This window comes from Aeromicrobium endophyticum (assembly GCF_003586285.1).
Taxonomy (GTDB): domain Bacteria; phylum Actinomycetota; class Actinomycetes; order Propionibacteriales; family Nocardioidaceae; genus Aeromicrobium; species Aeromicrobium endophyticum.
On record NZ_QUBR01000001.1, the window covers coordinates 2,027,030 to 2,045,569 of the forward strand.

Here is an 18,540-nt window from a genome sequence, read left to right on the forward strand (position 1 = left end):
TCGCATCACACTGGGTCGTACACTCGGTTCATGGGTCGACCAGTGGACCTCGCGAGGCCTCCAGGCGTCGATCCGGCCGCGCTCTCGCGATACCTCAACCGAGCACACGACGACTTCGTCGCGACAGGCTCCACCGACCCGGCCGTGCGGCGACTCGTGCAGGAGTCGTGGCGGCGCAGCGTCGAGGGAGGGCTCGACCCGGAGCAGGTCATGGCTACGATCCGACTTGACGACGCCGAGCTCGCGGCCATCCGCGACCAGCACCCGCTCGCGGCGGGCATGCCCGTCATCCGGCGGCTGCTGGTCGACGGTGCGTCGGACGCCGGATTGCTCGTGGCCGTCAGTGACGCCGCCGGCCAGCTGCTGTGGGTCGAGGGTGACGCGGGCCTGCGATCGATGGCCGAGCAGATGCACTTCGTCGCTGGCGCCGATTGGAGCGAGGCCAGTGCGGGCACGAACGCGCCAGGAACGGCCCTGGCCCTCGGACAGCCGGTGCAGATCTTCGGCGCCGAGCACCTGGCCCGTCAGGTCACACCATGGAGCTGCTCCGCCGCCCCGATCCACGACCCAGACACAGGAGCCGTCCTTGGAGTGCTCGACCTCACGGGTGGCGATGAGGTCGTCACGCCGCAGAGCCTGGCGCTGGTGAAGGCCACGGTCGCGGCGGTCGAGGCCGAGCTGCGGATCGAGCGGCTCAGCCCGGCGCCTCGCACCTCGGTCGCCTCGCGAGGCTGGCAGGCGCCTGCTCTCGAGGTGCTCGGCGGGCACGGGGCGACCCTGCGTCACGGCTCGACGACCACACGGCTGAGCCTGCGGCACAGCGAGATCCTTCTCCTGCTGTCGGAGTCGACCGACGGCATGACGACCGCCGAGCTGGCCGTGGCGCTGAGCGACGACGAGCAGGCGCAGGTCACGGTGCGGGCCGAGCTCTCGCGGCTGCGCGCCGTGCTCGGCCCGATCGAGCTGGCGTCGCGACCCTACCGGCTGAAGAACGCCGTCGACACCGATGTCGCCGCGGTGCGCGACGACCTCGAGCGCGGCCGGTTGCGACGTGCCGTGGCCCGCTACCGCGGAGCAGTGCTGCCGGCGTCGTCGGCCCCGGCCGTCGCGCTGCTCCGCGACGAGCTGCACATGCACGTGCGATCGAGGCTGCTGGCCAGCGATGACGCCGATGCGTTGCTGACGTTCGCCGACACGGCGCACGGGCGCGATGACCTCGAGGTGTGGGAGCGGGTGCTCTCGATCCTCCCGCTCACGTCCCCGCGCCATGCCCAGGTGCTGGCCCACGTCGCCGCCCTCGACGACGAGCTCGGCTGACCTGCGCGTGACCTGGTGCGCTGGTCAGCGCTGCAACGTTGGGGCAACGGTGCTGTGACTACGGTCACAGCATCCCCGAACCCCTAGGAGCAGCCATGCCTGTGTACGCCCAGCCAGGAACCGACGGAAGCGTCGTCTCCTACAAGCCGCGCTACGACCACTGGATCGGCGGCGAGTACGTCGCGCCGGTCAAGGGCCAGTACTTCGAGAACGTCTCGCCGGTCACGGGCAAGGTCTTCACCGAGATCGCCCGCGGCACCGCCGAGGACATCGAGGCTGCGCTGGACGCCGCCCACGCGGCCGCGCCGGCCTGGGGCAAGACGTCCGTCACGGAGCGTGCCGGCATCCTCAACCAGATCGCCGACCGCATCGAGCAGAACCTCGAGATGCTCGCGGTCGGCGAGACGTGGGACAACGGCAAGCCCGTGCGCGAGTGCCTCGCCGCCGACCTGCCCCTCGTGGTCGACCACTTCCGCTACTTCGCGGGTGCGATCCGTGCCCAGGAGGGCAGCCTCTCGCAGCTCGACGAGCAGACCGTCGCCTACCACTTCCACGAGCCGCTGGGCGTCGTCGGCCAGATCATCCCCTGGAACTTCCCGCTGCTCATGGCCACGTGGAAGCTCGCGCCTGCCCTCGCGGCGGGCAACGCGGTGGTGCTGAAGCCCGCCGAGCAGACGCCGGCGTCGATCATGCTGCTGATCGAGCTCATCGGCGACCTGCTGCCCGCGGGCGTCGTCAACATCGTCAACGGCTTCGGCGTCGAGGCCGGCGCTCCGCTCGCGTCGAGCTCGCGCATCCGCAAGATCGCCTTCACCGGCGAGACCACCACGGGACGCCTGATCGCGCAGTACGCGAGCCAGAACCTGATCCCCGCGACGCTCGAGCTCGGTGGCAAGAGCCCGAACATCTTCTTCGAGGACGTCGCGAGCAAGGACGACGCCTTCTACGACAAGGCGCTCGAGGGCTTCGCGATGTTCGCGCTCAACCAGGGCGAGGTGTGCACGTGCCCCAGCCGCGGGCTGGTCCAGAACTCGATCCTCGAGCAGTTCCTGCCCGCGGCGACCGAGCGGGTCAAGGCGATCGTGCAGGGCAACCCCCTCGACACCGACACCATGATCGGCGCCCAGGCCAGCAACGACCAGCTCGAGAAGATCTTGTCGTACTTCGAGATCGGCGTGCAGGAGGGCGCCCGCATCATCACCGGTGGCGAGCGCGTCGACCTCGGCGGAGACCTGTCGGGCGGCTACTACGTGGCGCCGACGATCTTCCAGGGCCACAACAAGATGCGCATCTTCCAGGAGGAGATCTTCGGGCCGGTCGTCTCGGTCACGGGCTTCGACGACTACGCCGATGCCATCGACATCGCCAACGACACGCTCTACGGGCTGGGCGCGGGCGTGTGGTCGCGCGACTCCAACACCGCCTACAAGGCCGGTCGCGACATCCAGGCCGGCCGGGTGTGGACCAACTGCTACCACCAGTACCCGGCCCACGCGGCCTTCGGCGGCTACAAGTCGTCGGGCATCGGGCGCGAGAACCACAAGATGATGCTCGACCACTACCAGCAGACCAAGAACCTGCTGGTCTCGTACGACGAGAACAAGCTCGGCTTCTTCTGATGGGCAGCCGGTGACCGTCGAGCGCGTCGCGCTGACCCCGGAGGCCGCGGAGCTGCTCCGTGAGCTCCGGGTGTTGCACGACAAGCCGTTGATGTTCCACCAGTCGGGCGGGTGCTGCGACGGGTCGGCTCCGATGTGCTTCACGCAGGGGACGTTCCTGACCGGGCACCAGGACGTCCACCTCGGCGATCTCGAGTACGGGGCGCCCGAGGTGGCACCGGTGTGGATCTCGCGCGAGCAGTTCGCGTACTGGTCGCACACGCACATCACGATCGACGTCGTCCCGGGCCGCGGCGCCGGCTTCTCGATCGAGGGCCCGACCGGTCGTCGGTTCATCATCCGCTCGCGGGTGTTCACCGAGGCCGAGACGGCCCTGCTCGAGGCCGAGCCCGCCCGGTAGGCGGTCCGAGCCGCCGCCCCGCGCACACTCGTGCGCGGGGCGGCGTCATGCTCGGGAGGCTCGTGTCTCTGCACGGGGGAAGGGCGCGACGCGAGGTCGTGCCCGCTCTCGAGACGACCGAGGAATTCTTCACGTGCGCTCATCTGTTCGACGGTCCCTGTCCACGAGCCTGCGGGCCGTCCTCGCGACGTCCGTCGTGGCGGCAGGGCTGGCAGCTGTGTCGGCGCCCTCGCCGGCCGCAGCGGCACCTGCCGTGGACGGGCTGACGCAGGCCACGGCCGCGGCGTCGTGCTGGGAGGTCAAGCAGCTCAACGGCTCGGCCCCGAGCGGCGCCTACTGGATCCTCACGCCCCAGCTGAAGGTGCCCACCAGGATCTACTGCGACCAGACCACCGACGGTGGCGGCTGGGCCCTGATCGGTCGTGGCCGCGAGAACTGGACGTACAACTACGACGGCAAGGGCACGGCGGCCGACGTCGCCGACCAGGTCACCGGCACGGGCGCCTTCTCGCCGCGCCAGCTCAGCGGCGCGACCGTCACCGCGCTGATGGGCGGCAAGCGCATCGACGACCCCACCTACGGCAGCGGCGTGCGGCTGCGCCGGGCGACGGACCCCGCGGGTGCCACGTGGCAGGAGTCCCGGTTCACGTTCAAGGCAGACTCGCGCGACCGCTGGACCTGGGCCCTGGGTGCGGGGCTCCCGCTCGCCTCGTTCTCGATCGGCGGCAGCGGCGGCACCGAGGCGACGACCCGCAACTTCGGCACCGACGACGGGTTCCGCCGCGTCTGGACGGCTGAGGACCCGGCCAACAGCTACGTCCGAGGGTTCACGTACGGCTCGACCGTCACCGGCTCGACGTCCAGCTCGAGCTACCTCTACTCCAAGAACGCCGGCGGGGCCTACGCCGTCCCCTTCACCCAGGTGTACATCAGACCGAAGCTGCTCAGCTCGCAGCTGTCGTTCACGGCCATCCCGGCCGGTGGCACGGCACCCGAGACCATCCGGGCGGCTCCTCGCAGCGGCGCCCTGCCCACCTCGTGGGGCGTCACGGGTCTCGGCGCCGGCGGCACCACCGAGAACGCCGGCGAGGTGCAGGCCTTCGCGCAGATCGGCGGCACCGTCTACGTCGGCGGCAACTTCACGACGGTGCAGAAGGGCGGCTCGGCCACCGGCAGCGACAAGGTCGCCCAGCCCTACCTCGCGGCCTTCGACGCGACGACGGGCGAGCCCGTGCCGTCGTTCAAGCCGCAGCTGAACAACCAGGTCAAGGCGCTCGCCGCGCTGCCCGACGGACGCCTGGCGGTCGGCGGCGAGTTCACGTCGGTCGGCGGGTCGAGTCGTGCCGGGCTGGTGGTGCTCAACCCGTCGACGGGCGCCCTCGACACCTCGTACAAGACCAATGTCGAGAACCGTCTCACCGGTGGCAAGGTCTCGGTGCGGGGGCTCGACGTCGGCGGCAGCTATCTCTACGTGACGGGCGCGTTCACGCACTTCACCCACCCGTCGGCGGGCGAACGCTACGCCAAGGGCGGTGCGCGCATCGACCTCTCGACGGGCTTGGCGGACGCCAAGTGGAACCCCGACTTCAACGGCACCGGCACCGCGGTCGACGCCAGCGACGACGGCACGGCCGTCTACTTCTCGGGCTACTTCACCCAGATGCGCGGCGGGCAGACCGCCGACCGGGCGGCGGCCATCAGCACGGCGACCGGCGCAGCCCAGGCCAAGGCGTGGCAGCCGACGTTCAGCACGGCCGGCTCCGCGCGCTACCAGCAGGCCGTCAAGCAGGTCGCCGGCAAGGTGTGGCTCGGCGGCTCGCAGCACAGCATGTTCTCGTACGACCCCACGACCTTCGCCCTCGAGAACGCTCACATCACCAAGGACGGTGGCGACTTCCAGGCCATCACCGGTGGCAACGGCCTGGCCTTCGGCGGATGCCACTGCGAGCAGTGGAACTACTCCGACACGACCCAGTACGACTCGACGTCGCCCGGCTCGACCAACGTCACGTGGTCGCAGGCCGACAAGATCTACTACGTCGGTGCCTGGGACGCCACCACGGGCGACTACGTGCCCGAGTTCACCCCCGAGATGAGGGCCGACCAGGGGCGTGGCGTGTGGGCGCTGATGGTCGCCTCCGACGGCACGCTCTGGGCCGGCGGCACCCTGACCAGCGCGGTGCGCGAGAACGGCACCAACCAGTGGGTCGGCGGATTCGCCCGCTTCGCCGTCCGGCCCCACACGGCGCCCGCCAAGCCCAGCGGCCTGGCCGCATCGACGTCCGGCACCACCGCGACCCTGACCTGGAGCGGCAGCCTGCCGTCCGGCGGCACCTTCGAGGTGCTGCGCAACGACCGCGTCATCGGCGTCACGACGAGCAAGCAGCTGACGGTCGCCGGCTCGTCCAGCTCGGACCGGTTCGTCGTGCGCGCGGCCGACAGCTGGGGCAACCGGTCGGCGTCGACCGCCGTCGTCGGGCCGCCCAGCGCTCCCGCGACCACCCCCGTGGACCTCGTGACCTCGGGCTCCACCTGGTCGTACCTCGTCGACAACAACGTCTCGGTGCCGAGCAGCTGGACCTCGGGCTCCTTCGACGCCCGGGCGTGGCCCACCGGCAAGGCCGTCCTCGGCTGGGGCAAGGGGCCGATCACGACCGACATCGACGTGGCGGCCGGCGCGACCCGTCCGCTGACGTCCTACTTCCGGCAGCAGGTCACCGTCACGAACCGGGCCGCGATCAAGAGCCTCCTGCTGACGACGCGCGCTGACGACGGCGTGGCGGTCTACGTCAACGGCAAGGAGGTCGGCCGGGCCAACCTGCCCGAGGGCGCCTTGACCCGAGGCACCTACGCCACGGTGGCCGCCAGCACGGCGACGGCGGTCGCGAGCCCCGTGTCGTGGAACGTCCCGCCGAGCGTGCTGGTCGACGGTGTCAACACGATCGCGGTCGAGGTGCACTCCAACTACCGGCTCACGCCATCGTTGAGCATGGACCTGACCCTCACGGGCACGTCGTGACGTCCGTGCTGGTCGATACCTCAGCGGTACGGGCCGGCTATGCCGAGCTGGCCCGCGCGCAGAAGAGCGGCGCCGGCGTCCCGTGGTACATGCGCGTCGTCAACCGGCGGCTGGGGCGCGGCATCGCAGCGCTCGTCGCACCCACGAGGGTCACGCCCGACCACCTGACGATCGCCAGCTTCGTGGCCTTCCTGGCAGGCGCGGGCCTGGTCCTGGGTCCGTCGCCCGGGGTCGTGGCAGCGATCGGCGCCACCGTCCTGCTGCAGCTCGGCTTCGCCCTCGACTCCGCCGACGGGCAGCTGGCGCGGCTGAGGGGCGCCGGCTCGCCGGCCGGCGAGTGGCTCGACCACGTCGTCGACGCCGTCCGCCACCTGCTGTTCCACCTCGCCGTCCTGATCGGCCTGTACCGCTTCGCCGACGTCCCCGACGCCGTGCTGCTGGTTCCGCTGGCGTTCGCCCTGGCGTCGTCCGTGCGGTTCTTCGCGCAGATCCTCGCCGAGCAGCTCGCCCGCCGCGACCCCGTGGCCGGGCCGGAGTCGGTGCCGCGGTTCGGCCCGTGGATCCAGGCACCCGCCGACACCGGTCTGCTCAACCTGGTGGTGCTGCTGTGGGCCTGGACCTCGGCCTTCCTCTGGGTCTACGGCGTCTTCGCAGCGCTCAACGTGCTGCTGCTGGTGGCCACCGGCGTGCGGCGGCACCGTGAGCTGTCGGCGCTCGCGACGGGTCGGGCTCCAGGATGAGCGCCGCGACGTCGCTGCCCACCCGCGAGGCGGAGGAGGTCGACAGCGTCCACGACGCGCTTCCGGCCTGGCCCGTGCTCGCGCTCCTGTGGGGCTTCCCGGTGTTCTGGCTGCTGGGAGCGACCGTCATCGCCGGGTCATTCCTGACGGTCGTCATGCTCTCGTACCTGGCGCACTACCGGGCCACGCGACTCGTGCCGGGCGTGTACGCGTTCGGCGCCTTCGTGCTGTGGGTCGTGCCGTGCGCCGTCATGATCGACTCGACCGAGCGCATGCTCGGATACGCCTACCGGTTCTCGATCCTGCTCGTGGTCGGCACCGCGTTCGTCTACACGATCAGCGCCGGTCGGCGCCTCACCAGACGCCGCATCGTCGACGCCCTGACCTTCGTCTGGCTGTTCACGATCGTGGGCGGCATCCTCGGCATGCTGTCGCCCGAGACCCGCCTGACGACTCCGGTCGGCCTGCTGCTGCCCGACTCCCTGACGGGCAACGACTACGTCCGCGACCTGTTCTTCCCGCCGCTGGCCGAGGTGCAGCAGCCGTTCGGGTCGCCGGTCGACTTCGTCCGTCCGTCGGCGCCGTTCCCGTACGCCAACAGCTGGGGCGTCGCGATCGTGCTGCTGACGCCGGTGGCGATCGCATGCTTCCTCCAGGCGCGCTCGCGCCTGGCCCGGGTCGTGATCGTGCTCGGGCTCGTCGCGATGATCGCTCCCGCGCTGGCCACCTCCAACCGAGGGATGTTCGCCGGCCTCGTGCTCGCGGCGGTCTACGTCGTCGTGAGGCTCGCGATCCGTGACCGTGCGGCCCCGGTGCTCGCCATCGCGGTGCTGGGCGTCATCGGCGCGGCCGTCTTGCTGGGCAACGGCCTGCTGAGCCAGATCCAGACCCGTCAGCGCTACGGCGACTCGTGGGGCACCCGATGGTCGCTCTACCAAGAGACCTTCGAGCGGTCGCTGCAGTCGCCCCTGCTCGGGCACGGGGCGCCGCGTCCGTCGGCGACCGAGCCGCTCATCTCGGCCGGCACCCAGGGCTACGTGTGGATGCTGATGTTCAGCTTCGGCTTCGTCGGCCTGGCCTTCTTCCTGACCTTCCTGTGGGGCACGACGCTGCGCACGTGGCGGGCGCCCGGCGACGTCGACCTCGTCCTGCACAGCGTGCTGGTCGTCGCCAGCGTCGTCATCGGCATCTACGGCCTCGACATCATGCAGATGCTCTCGATCATGCTGGTGGCGGCGGTGCTCCTGCGGCGACGGCACGGGATCGACACCGCCGACCTCGCCGACGCCGGTGGCTGAGGGTCCCTCGCGCGGGATCGCCTGGGCGGGCCTGGTCAACCTGGTCGGCGGCGCCACCGGCTCGTTGATCGGACTGGTGCTGGCCGCCGTCGTGGGCCGTCAGCTCGGGACGGAGGGCGCGGGCAGCTACTTCGTGGTCGTGGCCGCGGTCATGATCGTCTCCAACGTCGCCGAGCTCGGTGCCGACACGGGGCTCGTCCGCTTCGTGTCGGCAGCGCGGGCGACCGGACGGTCAGCCGACATCCCACGCCTGGTCGCCATCGCGGTCAGGCCGGTCGCCATGGGCGGGGTGGTCGTGGTGGCCGCTGCCGCCTGCTGGGTTGCCCTGCCCGGCCCCGCGGCGACCGGGGTCGACGACGGGCTGGTCGTGGCGGCGGCCGCCGCGGCGGTGCTCGCGAGCATGATTGCCGTGGTGCTCGCGGTCGCCCGCGGGATGGGCGACGTCGTGTCGTACCCGCTGCTGCAGGGCGTCGGGCTGCCGGTGCTCCGGCTGGTGGCCGTGCTGACGGTCGTCACGGCAGGGGGAGGGGTGCTGGGTGCCCTGGCCGCGTGGATGTCGCCCGTCCCCCTCGTGCTGGGGGCGGCCTGCCTGGTCGTCCTGCGCGCGACCAGGAGGCACGCCACGACCACGCCGGTCTCGGAGACGTCGGCGGAGCACGATCGCCGTCTCCGGCGCGACTTCTGGTCGTTCAGCGCGGTGCGCGGGGTGTCCGCGACGGTCGAGATCCTGCTCGAGTGGGCCGACGTGATCCTGGTCGGTGCGCTGACGTCGGCCGAGGCGGCCGGCGTCTACGCGGTCGTCACGCGGTGCGCCCGCGCCGGTGAGGTCGTGCAGCAGGCGGCTCGCGTCGCGGTGGGCCCGCAGGTCAGCGCGGCACTCGCGCGGGGTGCCGTCCGCGAGGCGGGCGAGATCTACGGGCTCGTCACCGCGGCCATGATCTGGATGGCATGGCCGTTCTTCATCGTCCTCGCGGTGTTCTCCGACTCCGTGCTGGCGATCTTCGGCGAGGGCTTCGCGGAGGGGGCGAGGGCGCTGACGGTGCTGAGCGTCGCGATGGCACTCGCGACCGCGGCGGGGACGGTGCAGACCATCCTGCTCATGGGGGGGCGCAGCAGCTGGCAGCTCGGAGACAAGACCGCGGCGTTGGCCGTCAACCTGGTCCTCGACCTGGTGCTGGTGCCGGTGTGGGGCATCGAGGGCGCCGCGGTGGCGTGGGCCGTCACGATCCTGCTCGACACGGCCCTCGTGGTCTACCAGGTGCAGTGGCTCATGGGGCTGCGTCCCGCCGGCCGGCACCTGGTCGTCGCGGCCGGGCTGAGCGTGGCGGTGGTCGGCACCGTCGCCGCGGGCGGCAGGCTCCTCCTCGGCTCGTCCCTGCCGGCGATGCTGGTGGTCACCGCCGTCGCGGCGCTCGCCTACCTCGTCGCGAGCATCCCGCTGAGGTCGCGGCTGGGGCTGACCGACCTGGTGCGGCACCGCTCGGGCGCCTGACCGACGCAGCGGAGCCTGGCGCACGCAGGGGAGCCGGACCGCCACGGGGGCGGTCCGGCTCCGGGATGCTGTGCGGCGGTGCGGCGCCGCGAGGATCAGCGGTTGAGGGTCAGCAGCTCGGGGCGCGGGGGGAACAGTGCCGTCAGCGCGATCTCGACGTTCTTCGAGCGGAGCAGACCGGCCAGGCGACGGACCGCCGCCGCGTCGTCGGTGGTGGAGCGGGCGAGCAGCACCGAGTCGGACCGCGTCGCCAGGGCGACCTTGTTCGCATCGGAGGTCAGGTTGGTCGTGTCGATGATGATGATCTCGCCGGCCCACGAGATGCGCTTCTTGTCGGTCGGCCAGCCGCGGCTGATCTTGCCCTCGTTGATCGCGCCCGCGTCGACGAACCGTGCCGATCGTCCGCGTCGCGACAGGGCGTCGACGAGCTCCTGGCCCGGGGTGATGGCTCGGCCGTGCTGCTCCTCGGCGTCGACCATGATCAAGAACGGGTCCTCGATGCCGATGTCGACGGGGATCTTGAGCATGAACGCTGCGATGTCCCAGGTGTCGGCCCGGTTGGTGTCCTTGGTGCCGTCGAGCACGATCTGGTCGCCGATGGCCTGCAGGCCCTCGACGCCGCCGATCTCGGAGTCCTCCTCCTTCTTGGTCGCGGCGAGGGGGATGCCGGCGAGCAGGCCGAGGAAGAGGCCGGCCAGACCCAGTGCGAGCGGCCCGGGGGTCGAGGGGCTCGTCGGCACCTCGGGGCTGCCCACGATCTGGCCGGGCGTGAGGTCGACCCCGCCCAGCTCGGCCAGCCGAGTGCCCAAGGCGTCGGCCTGGAGCGAGATCGACCGCTGCTGCACGCCGCCGGCGAACTCCGGAAGCACCGACTGCGCCTGCACGGCCGAGATCTGCTGCTCGGTGGCGGCCTTCAGACGCTGGATCTGCGCCTCGGCGTCGGCCCGACGCACCGAGAGGTAGGCCTTGGCGACGGCCTCGGCGCCGGCCGCGGCCTCCTTGGCCGAGCCGCCCGAGTAGCGGATGTCGAGGATGAGCGAGTCGTCGGGCGACTCGACGTGCGTGGCCTCGCGGACGTCGCTGGCCGACAGCGAGTACGCCGGTGCGAGCGTCTTCGCGGCCGCGGCAGCCACCTTGGCGGACGTCGCCGTCCCGACCTCGGTCGGCATGCTGACCGTGCGGCTCGCATCGGCGGACGTGCCGACCGGGTCGGCGTTCATCGGGTTCACGGCGACCGATGCGGTGGCCTCGTAGCTGGAGGGCAGGACGAACGACACGAGCACACCCAGCACGAGCCCGATCACCGCGGTGAGGGCGACGACGGTCCAGTGACGCCGGAGAGAGCCCGCCAGGTCGGTGAGCTGTACGGGCTGTGGTGCAGTGGCCATCGAGGTCGTCCTTGCGTCTCACAAGATCCCGGATGGGACCTCTACTAGCAAGGAGCAGACCCTCCGGACGCTATGACGGCAGGCCGTCCATTTTGTTGAATGTCGGGTAAATCACAGTTACAATTCTGCCTCGGCTCCTCCTGTGGACAGACCGGAAAAAACAATGCGTCGGGCCGGGGATGGCCCGCCACCAGTTGTCTGAGGCGTCGTCACACCGTGGTGGACAACGGCGTATTATTTATTCTTCTCTCGGATTGCAGCGAAAAATGCTGCGTTCCCGTCTGGTGCCCCGCATCGTCGCGTGCCATGCTCGGGAGGACCGTCAACCACGGTTACATACGGTTCGGTGCCTCCACAGAGGTGACGGGCGATCAACATCCAGGGGACCAGATGCACAACGTTGACGCTGTCGACGTGTCTGGAGCAGGGCTCGCACTCGTCGATCTCGACGACGGCTCGTTGCTCGCCATGGCACGTTCGGGCAGCTCCGAGGCCTACGCCGCGCTCTTCTCGCGGTACAGCTACGCAGCCCACCGGCTCGCTCGCCACCTCGGGCAGAAGGAGGACTCCGACGACGTCGTCTCGGAGGCGTTCGCGCAGGTCCTCGACCTGCTGGGGCGTGGCAAGGGCCCCGAGACGGCGTTCCGTGCGTATCTCTTCACGACGGTCCGCCACGAGTGCGCCCGCCGGGCCAAGGCGCGCAAGCGCGTCGTGCCCACCGACGACCTGCAGCAGATCGATACACCCGTGGCCTTCGGCAACGGCAACCTGGACGACTTCGAGCGCTCGGCCATCCGCTCGGCCTACGAGTCGCTGCCTGCGCGCTGGCGGACGGTCCTGTGGCACCTCGACGTCGAGGGACGCAAGCCGCACGAGCTCGGTCCGCTGCTCGACCTGTCGCCCAACAGCGTCTCGGCGCTGGTCTACCGGGCCCGGGCGGGTCTGCGCGAGGCCTACCTGCAGCAGCACGTCAAGGACGAGCAGCCCGGAGACAGCCGCACCTGCTCCGAGCACCGGGCCAAGCTCTCGGCCTTCGTGCGACGCACCGCGTCGGCGCGCGACCAGGAGCGCGTCCACACCCATCTCGAGTCGTGCGGCGACTGCATGGCGATCTACCTCGACCTCCAAGAGGTCAACCGCGAGGTCGGTCTCGTCTCCGGCACGACCGTCGTGCTGGGCGCGGTGGGTCTCTCGCTGGCCTCGGTAGGTGCGCATCTCTCCGTGCTGCTCAAGGCCGTGCTCGCCGTGCTCGTGCCTCCGGCGGCGGCTGCCGCGATCGCCTCGGCGGCCATCATCAGCATCCCCTCGGGCGCACCCGATCCGGCGCGGTTCTCGCTGGCCAGCGTCGACACCGGATCATCCGACCGCGGCGCGACCGAGCAGTCCCATACCCCGGCCGTTGAACCGCGCGCCGAGGCACCTCGCTCCGGCACGGCGACGTCCGCGGCGACGTCGCCGGCGCGCCCGGTGGTCTCGCAGGCCCAGCGACCGGCCGCTGCGGCCGCCCCCGAGACCGCAGCACCGACGGTCCCGGCCGCGACCAGGCCGGCGGCGAAGATCCCGCCGGCGCCGACCGCCGCGCCGGGCGTCCCGGTCCCGTCCGTCGTCCCCCAGGTCGGCGTCCGCATCGACACGCCCACGTCGCCCGACGGCGTCGCCGCACCGCGGCTCACGGCGAACGTCGGGGCGCTCGAGCTGACGGTGGGCGGGTCCGACGGGCTCGTGTCGTTGTCCGCCGCCCAGTAGGAGTCCCGTTCGAAGGGGCGCGTCGGGCGTCGCCGGAAATCTGTTCGCACCTCGTCACGATCGGCGGTCAGGGTGCTCTTCCATGGTGAGACCGACGGAAGGACAGGGAGCCCGTGATCGATGCACGACCCAGGTTCGACGTGGGCTACTCCAGCGGCGTGTTCGACATGTTCCACGTCGGCCACCTCAACCTCCTGCGCAGGGCTCGCACCCACTGCCGCCACCTCGTGGTGGGCGTGGCCAGCGACGAGTACGTCGAGCACCTCAAGGGCAGGCCGTCGGTCGTGCCGTGCGACGAGCGCATCGACATCATCTCGGCCCTCGGCATCGTCGACGAGGTCGTGATCGACCGGTCCGAGGACAAGCTCGCGATGTGGCACCAGCGCCCCTTCGACGCGATCTTCAAGGGCAGCGACTGGCAGGGCACGCCCAAGGGCTACCGCCTCGAGCACGCCATGCAGAGCGTCGGCGCCGAGGTCGTCTACTTCCCGTACACCCGTCACACCTCCAGCTCGATGCTGCGCTCGTTCCTCACCGAGGGCGGGACGCTCGAATGAGCGTGCGCGAGCCGCGCACGGAGGCCGTCGCGCCGCGTCCTCCCGGCGTCACGGCGGTCATCCCGACGCACCGCCGGCCCCAGCGCATGCGTGAGGCGGTCGACAGCGTCGCGCAGCAGTCCTATCCCGGCGACATCGAGATCATCGTCGTGTTCGACGCGTGCGACGTCGCGCTGCCCGATGTCGACCTGCCGGCCGGACGTGTCCTGCGCGGCATCCCCAACGACCGGGTGCGGGGCCTGGCCGGTGCCCGCAACAGCGGCATCGTGGCCGCCGAGCACGACTTCGTCGCCTTCCTCGACGACGACGACGTCTGGCTCGACGGCAAGCTCGAGGCGCAGATGGTGCTGTTCGACCAGCATCCCGAGGCCGGCCTGGTCGGCACGGCGATGCGGGTCGACGACGGGCGTGCGATGCACGACCGCCTCGCACCCAGCACGGTCGTGACCCACGCCGACCTGGTGCACGACCGCATCGCGGGCCTCCACTCGAGCAGCTTCGTGTTCCGTCGCGACGTCCTCGACCGCATCGGGATGATCGACGAGCGGCTCCCCGGTGCCCACGGCGAGGACTACGACGTCCTGCTCACGGTCTCCCGCCTCGCGCCGGTACGCCTGGTCAACCGGCCCCTGGTCGCCGTGCGGTGGTCCGGCGACTCGTACTTCTACGGGCACTGGGGTCCCTACGCCGAGGGACACGTCTACCTGCTCGACAAGCACGCCGACCTTCGCGCCGACGACTACGCCTACTCCCGCATCAGCTCGCAGATCGGCTTCGCTCTCGCCGCCGACGGCGCGGGGCGACCCGCGCGCACGTGGCTGCGGCGGTCGCTGCGTCTCCAGCCGCTCAACGTCCGAGCCTGGCTGGGCGTGCTGATCTCCTACCGGCTGCTGTCGGCGCGGTTCGTCGCGCGCGTGGCCAACCTCGTCGGCAAGGGCATCTGATGGCCGTCATGAACATCAACCAGCCCCTGCGGGGGCTGCGCACCGAGCGGCAGGCGTCGGTGCCCAAGCGGCGCACGCTGCACCGGTTCGGCGGGGCGGTGCTGCGTCAGGGCGTCGTCGGCTACGTCGGTGCCCTCGCCGTGCCGTGGCTGCTCGCGGCCCGACGCTTCGAGCTGCCCCCCGAGTGGACGTCGGTCGTCGTCGCCCTCGTGGGCACCTGGCTGCTCTACAGCTTCGCGGCGCTGCCGGCGTTCGAGCGGGCCCGGTCGTTCAAGCCGTCGATCCGCCTGGTCGAGATGCTCGGCATCGGCACCTTCGGCCTCGTCATCGCCGGGGCCGACAACTCCACGATGGTGCGTCAGGGCCTGGTGGCGGTGCTGGCGGGCCCCGCGGTGCTCGCCGCGTCGTCGGTCGTGCACCGTCAGCTGCTGCGGAGCACGCCGACGATCCTGGTCGGCCAGGTCGAGTCGGTGCAGCGCCTGCAGAAGCGATGGGCCGGCCGCAAGGACGTCGACGTCGTGGCGACGTGCTCGTGGCGATCGCCGCACGAGCTCGCCCCGGCCAGCGCCGTCTCCGACCACAGCTTCGACGAGGTGGTCCGAGAGGTGCTGTCGGCGGTCGCCGAGCGGCACGCCACCTCGGTCGTGATCGCCAGCGGACGCGCCTTCACCAACCCCGCCCTGCGGCACCTCGCGTGGGCGCTGCAGCGAGCCGAGGTCGAGTGCCTCGTGGTGGCCGACATGAGCGATCACGTCGAGTACCTCAGCCCGCGGCGGGTCGGAGACCAGATCGCGCTGTCGCTGCGCGCCCCCAACGACCACCTGATGTCGTTGATGGCCAAGTCGGTGTTCGACCGGGTCTGCGCGGCGCTGGCGCTCGTGCTGCTGTCCCCGGTGCTGCTGGCCGTCGCGCTCATGATCCGGCTCGGCTCCCGCGGGCCCGCGATCTTCCGCCAGGTGCGCTCGGGTCAGGACGGCCGTCCGTTCGTGATGTACAAGTTCCGCACCATGGTGGTCGACGCCGAGGCGCGTCTGGTCGACCTGCGCAACCACAACGAAGGTGCCGGGCCGCTGTTCAAGCTGCGCGACGACCCGCGCATCACGCGCATCGGGCGGGTGCTTCGCAGCCTGTCGATCGACGAGCTGCCGCAGCTGTTCAACGTCGTCAAGGGCGACATGTCCTTGGTCGGGCCCCGCCCGGCGCTGCCGGCCGAGACGTCCCAGTACAGCGAGTGGGTGTGGCGCCGCCTCCACGTGAGGCCCGGCCTCACCGGCCTGTGGCAGGTGAGCGGCCGGTCGACGCTGTCGTGGGACGACTCGATCCGCATGGACCTGCAGTACGTCAACAACTGGAACCTGCGCCTCGACCTGGCGATCCTGGCGCGCACCGTCCGGGCGGTCCTGTCCCGGGACGGCGCGCACTAGCCAGGTCGGCCGGCCGGTCGTGTCGGCCGCAGATGCCTCAGTCGTCGTCGCGGTCGGGCTCGCTGCCCTGGTAGACGCGGTCGGCGCCGGAGCCGCCCTTGAGACGGTCGGAGCCGCGCTCGCCCTCGATCGTGTCGCGTCCGTTGCCGCCCCAGATGCGGTCGTTGCCCGATCCGCCGGCCAGGTCGTCGTTGCCGGCCCGGCCCCAGATGCGGTCGGGCCCCGACTCGCCGTCGACGTCGTCGCGGCCCGCGCCGGCGTCGATGCGGTCGGCACCGCGTCCGCCGTCGATCTCGTCGTCGCCCGATCCGCCGCAGATGAGGTCGTTGCCGCCCCCGCCATCGATCTCGTCGTGGCCGGCGAGGCCGACGATGACGTCACGGCCCGGGGTGCCGTCGATCTCGTCGGGCCCTGCGGTGCCGACGATCGTCGCGGCGACGCCCTGGCAGGTGGGGCCCGCGGCGGAGGCGGGGGTGGCGAGGCCGGCCACGGCCACGGTGGCGAGACCGAGGCCGGCGAGGGTGAGTGCTGCGGCAGAACGGCTGGGCGTGCGCATGGGATGTCTCCAGTTCGCTGGGGTCGATGTGATGACCTCACTCCAGCCATCGCCCATGAGGGTCGCGTGAGCCGTCGATGAGAGCCTTCTCATGGAAGCGAGCCACAGGTGTAACTCGTTGTTACTCTCGATGCGTCGTCTCGGCAGCGTTACGGTCGAGCCATCGCATCGAACGGAGTTTCATGAACGACGTGAGCTACAGCCTGAAGGTCTTCAAGCAGATCGGGCTGCTCAAGCCGGTCGCGCCTCACCGGCTCCTGGGCGCCGGGCTGCAGCTGGCCAAGTGGGGTCCCGGTCTTCCGTCGGGCGTCAACGCCGCTGCCAAGCGCTTCCCGAAGCAGACGGCGATCATCGACGACGCCGGCGAGATCACGTGGTCCGAGCTGGCCGGCCAGGTCAACCAGCTCACGCAGGCGCTCAAGGAGCGCGGCGTCGAGCCCGGAGACTCCATCGCGGTGCTGTCGCGCAACCACCGCTACATGATCGTCGCGATCGTGGCGGTCATGCAGGCCGGCGGCCGGGTGCTGATGCTCAACACGATGGCCAGCCGGTCGCAGCTGGGCGAGCTCGCCCGGCGCGAGGACGCCAGCCTCGTCATCGTCGACCAGGAGTTCCTCGAGGTCGCCCAGGACGTCGACCGGTCGCTGGTCGTGCTGGGCTGGGCCGACGACGACGCACCCGACGACCTGCCGTCCGTGGCGAGCCTGATGGCGGGGCAGCCGACCTCCGCTCACGCCAAGCCGTCGCGGCACGGCCAGATCATCATCTTCACCTCGGGAACGACGGGCCTGCCCAAGGGGGCGCGCCGCGAGGAGCCGAAGGACCTCAAGCCGCTCATCGCCTTCTTCGGCGCCATCCCGTACCGCGGCAACTCGACGGTCGTGATCGCCGCGCCGCTGTTCCACTCGTGGGGGCTGATCAACTTCGCCTTCGGCCTGTCGACGGCGCCGACCTACGTGCTGCGACGCAAGTTCTCGCCGCAGCAGGTGCTCCAGGACGTCGAGAGATACCGCGCCGAGGTGCTCGTGGTCGTCCCGCTGATGATGCAGCGCATGATCGACCTCGACCCGGCGGTCGTCGAGAAGGCCGACGTGTCGTCGCTGCGCATCACGGCCAGCAGCGGCTCGGCGCTGGCTGGCGACCTGGCCAACCGCTACATGGACCTGTTCACCGACTCGGTCTACAACTTCTACGGCGCGACCGAGACGGGCTGGGTCACGATCGCGAGCCCCACCGACCTGCGCGAGGCGCCCGGAACCGCCGGCCGGCCGCCGTTCCGCACGACGGTCAAGATCCTCGACCCCGACGGCCGGGAGGTCCCGCAGGGCGAGACCGGTGTCATCCACGTCGGCAACGACATGCCGTTCGGCGGCTACACCGACGGCAACACCAAGTCGTTCGCCGAGGGCCTCATGCACTCCGGCGACGTCGGCTACTTCGACGAGGACGGTCGCCTGTTCGTCTCGGGCCGCGACGACGACATGATCGTCTCCGGCGGCGAGAACGTCTTCCCGCGTGAGCTCGAGGACGCGCTGATCGATCACCCCGACATCACCGACGTCGTGGTGACGGGCGTGCCCGACCAGACGTTCGGGCAGGTGCTGGCCGCGTACGTCGTGGTCAGGGACGGTGCCTCGCTGTCGGAGGACGACGTCAAGCAGTACGCCAAGACGCACGTGGCGCGCTTCGCCGTGCCCGGTCGGCTGATGTTCCTCGACGAGCTGCCCCGCAACCCGACGGGCAAGGTCATGAAGCGCGAGCTGCCCGACTTCGAGTAGGCCTGGCGGCGATCGGCGCGCCGGCCAGCAGGCCCAGGGTGGTCGACGCGACGGTCAGCGGCAGCAGCCCGGGCCCGGACGGTGCCGTGGGCGTGCGTGCCGGATCGACGACCCGGCCCTCGACGCCCGCGTCGTGTGCGCCGATGGGCTCGAGCGACCTGACGGCGAGATAGGCCTGTGCCACGGCGTCGGGGGCCCCGGGCGCCGCCCCGGGGGCCCCCCCCGCGGGGGGGAGCCCCCCACACCCCCCCCGCGCGGCCGG

General features: G+C 71.1%; 15 protein-coding genes. 12 read left to right on the forward strand and 3 right to left on the reverse strand.

All coding sequences use genetic code 11. The features are described from left to right. The first annotated feature begins 30 nt into the window (after positions 1–30). The 7 genes from DX116_RS10030 (at position 31) to DX116_RS10060 (ending at position 9,885) form a co-directional block, all read left to right on the forward strand. A complete protein-coding gene (locus DX116_RS10030) occupies positions 31–1,317 on the forward strand; it encodes a GAF domain-containing protein (protein WP_119703945.1) in 1,287 nt (428 codons plus the stop codon). Positions 1,318–1,412: 95 nt separating this feature from the next. Beyond that, positions 1,413–2,936 carry an acetaldehyde dehydrogenase ExaC gene (exaC, locus tag DX116_RS10035; RefSeq protein ID WP_119703946.1) on the forward strand — a complete coding sequence of 508 codons (1,524 nt, stop codon included), beginning with the start codon at positions 1,413–1,415 and terminating at the stop codon, positions 2,934–2,936. Positions 2,937–2,946: 10 nt separating this feature from the next. Beyond that, positions 2,947–3,336 (forward strand): DUF779 domain-containing protein, encoded by a 390-nt coding sequence (locus DX116_RS10040; protein WP_119703947.1) that lies wholly within the window; start codon positions 2,947–2,949, stop codon positions 3,334–3,336. A 133-nt stretch (positions 3,337–3,469) separates the two neighbouring features. Next, positions 3,470–6,355 carry a delta-60 repeat domain-containing protein gene (locus DX116_RS10045; protein ID WP_119703948.1) on the forward strand — a complete coding sequence of 962 codons (2,886 nt, stop codon included), beginning with the start codon at positions 3,470–3,472 and terminating at the stop codon, positions 6,353–6,355. Further along, complete coding sequence (locus DX116_RS10050) at positions 6,352–7,095, forward strand: CDP-alcohol phosphatidyltransferase family protein (protein ID WP_233556639.1); 744 nt, start codon at positions 6,352–6,354, stop codon at positions 7,093–7,095. The genes DX116_RS10045 and DX116_RS10050 overlap by 4 nt, the downstream gene beginning before the upstream one ends. Further along, the gene (locus tag DX116_RS10055) at positions 7,092–8,393 is read left to right on the forward strand and encodes an O-antigen ligase family protein (protein ID WP_119703949.1); all 1,302 of its coding nucleotides are present in this window, start codon (positions 7,092–7,094) and stop codon (positions 8,391–8,393) included. Before DX116_RS10050 ends, DX116_RS10055 begins: the two co-directional genes overlap by 4 nt. Continuing rightward, entirely contained in the window at positions 8,386–9,885 is a 1,500-nt protein-coding gene (locus tag DX116_RS10060) for a lipopolysaccharide biosynthesis protein (protein WP_119703950.1), read from the forward strand. The genes DX116_RS10055 and DX116_RS10060 overlap by 8 nt, the downstream gene beginning before the upstream one ends. Before the next feature lie 95 nt (positions 9,886–9,980). On the opposite strand, the gene DX116_RS10065 is transcribed toward DX116_RS10060, so the two are convergent. Further along, positions 9,981–11,273, reverse strand: coding sequence for a Wzz/FepE/Etk N-terminal domain-containing protein (locus DX116_RS10065; RefSeq protein ID WP_119703951.1), 1,293 nt, complete (start codon positions 11,271–11,273; stop codon positions 9,981–9,983). A 414-nt stretch (positions 11,274–11,687) separates the two neighbouring features. On the opposite strand from DX116_RS10065, the gene DX116_RS10070 reads away from it, so the two are divergent. The 4 genes from DX116_RS10070 to DX116_RS10085 all read left to right on the forward strand — a co-directional run bounded on the left by DX116_RS10070 (position 11,688) and on the right by DX116_RS10085 (position 15,944). Further along, complete coding sequence (locus tag DX116_RS10070; RefSeq protein WP_158591965.1) at positions 11,688–13,019, forward strand: sigma-70 family RNA polymerase sigma factor; 1,332 nt, start codon at positions 11,688–11,690, stop codon at positions 13,017–13,019. A 113-nt stretch (positions 13,020–13,132) separates the two neighbouring features. Then, a complete protein-coding gene (locus tag DX116_RS10075) occupies positions 13,133–13,576 on the forward strand; it encodes an adenylyltransferase/cytidyltransferase family protein (protein ID WP_233556641.1) in 444 nt (147 codons plus the stop codon). 2 nt (positions 13,577–13,578) lie between these two features. After that, entirely contained in the window at positions 13,579–14,520 is a 942-nt protein-coding gene (locus DX116_RS10080) for a glycosyltransferase family 2 protein (RefSeq protein ID WP_158591966.1), read from the forward strand. Beyond that, positions 14,520–15,944, forward strand: a complete 1,425-nt coding sequence (locus DX116_RS10085) for a sugar transferase (protein WP_119703954.1) — start codon at positions 14,520–14,522, stop codon at positions 15,942–15,944. The genes DX116_RS10080 and DX116_RS10085 overlap by 1 nt, the downstream gene beginning before the upstream one ends. A 37-nt stretch (positions 15,945–15,981) precedes the next feature. On the opposite strand, the gene DX116_RS10090 is transcribed toward DX116_RS10085, so the two are convergent. Then, positions 15,982–16,500, reverse strand: coding sequence for a calcium-binding protein (locus tag DX116_RS10090; protein ID WP_158591967.1), 519 nt, complete (start codon positions 16,498–16,500; stop codon positions 15,982–15,984). 182 nt (positions 16,501–16,682) lie between these two features. On the opposite strand from DX116_RS10090, the gene DX116_RS10095 reads away from it, so the two are divergent. Next, complete coding sequence (locus tag DX116_RS10095) at positions 16,683–18,278, forward strand: AMP-binding protein (protein WP_119703956.1); 1,596 nt, start codon at positions 16,683–16,685, stop codon at positions 18,276–18,278. Here DX116_RS10095 and DX116_RS20125 read toward each other — a convergent pair. After that, positions 18,247–18,462, reverse strand: a complete 216-nt coding sequence (locus DX116_RS20125) for a hypothetical protein (RefSeq protein WP_199715987.1) — start codon at positions 18,460–18,462, stop codon at positions 18,247–18,249. The genes DX116_RS10095 and DX116_RS20125 overlap by 32 nt on opposite strands. Positions 18,463–18,540: the final 78 nt, after the last annotated feature.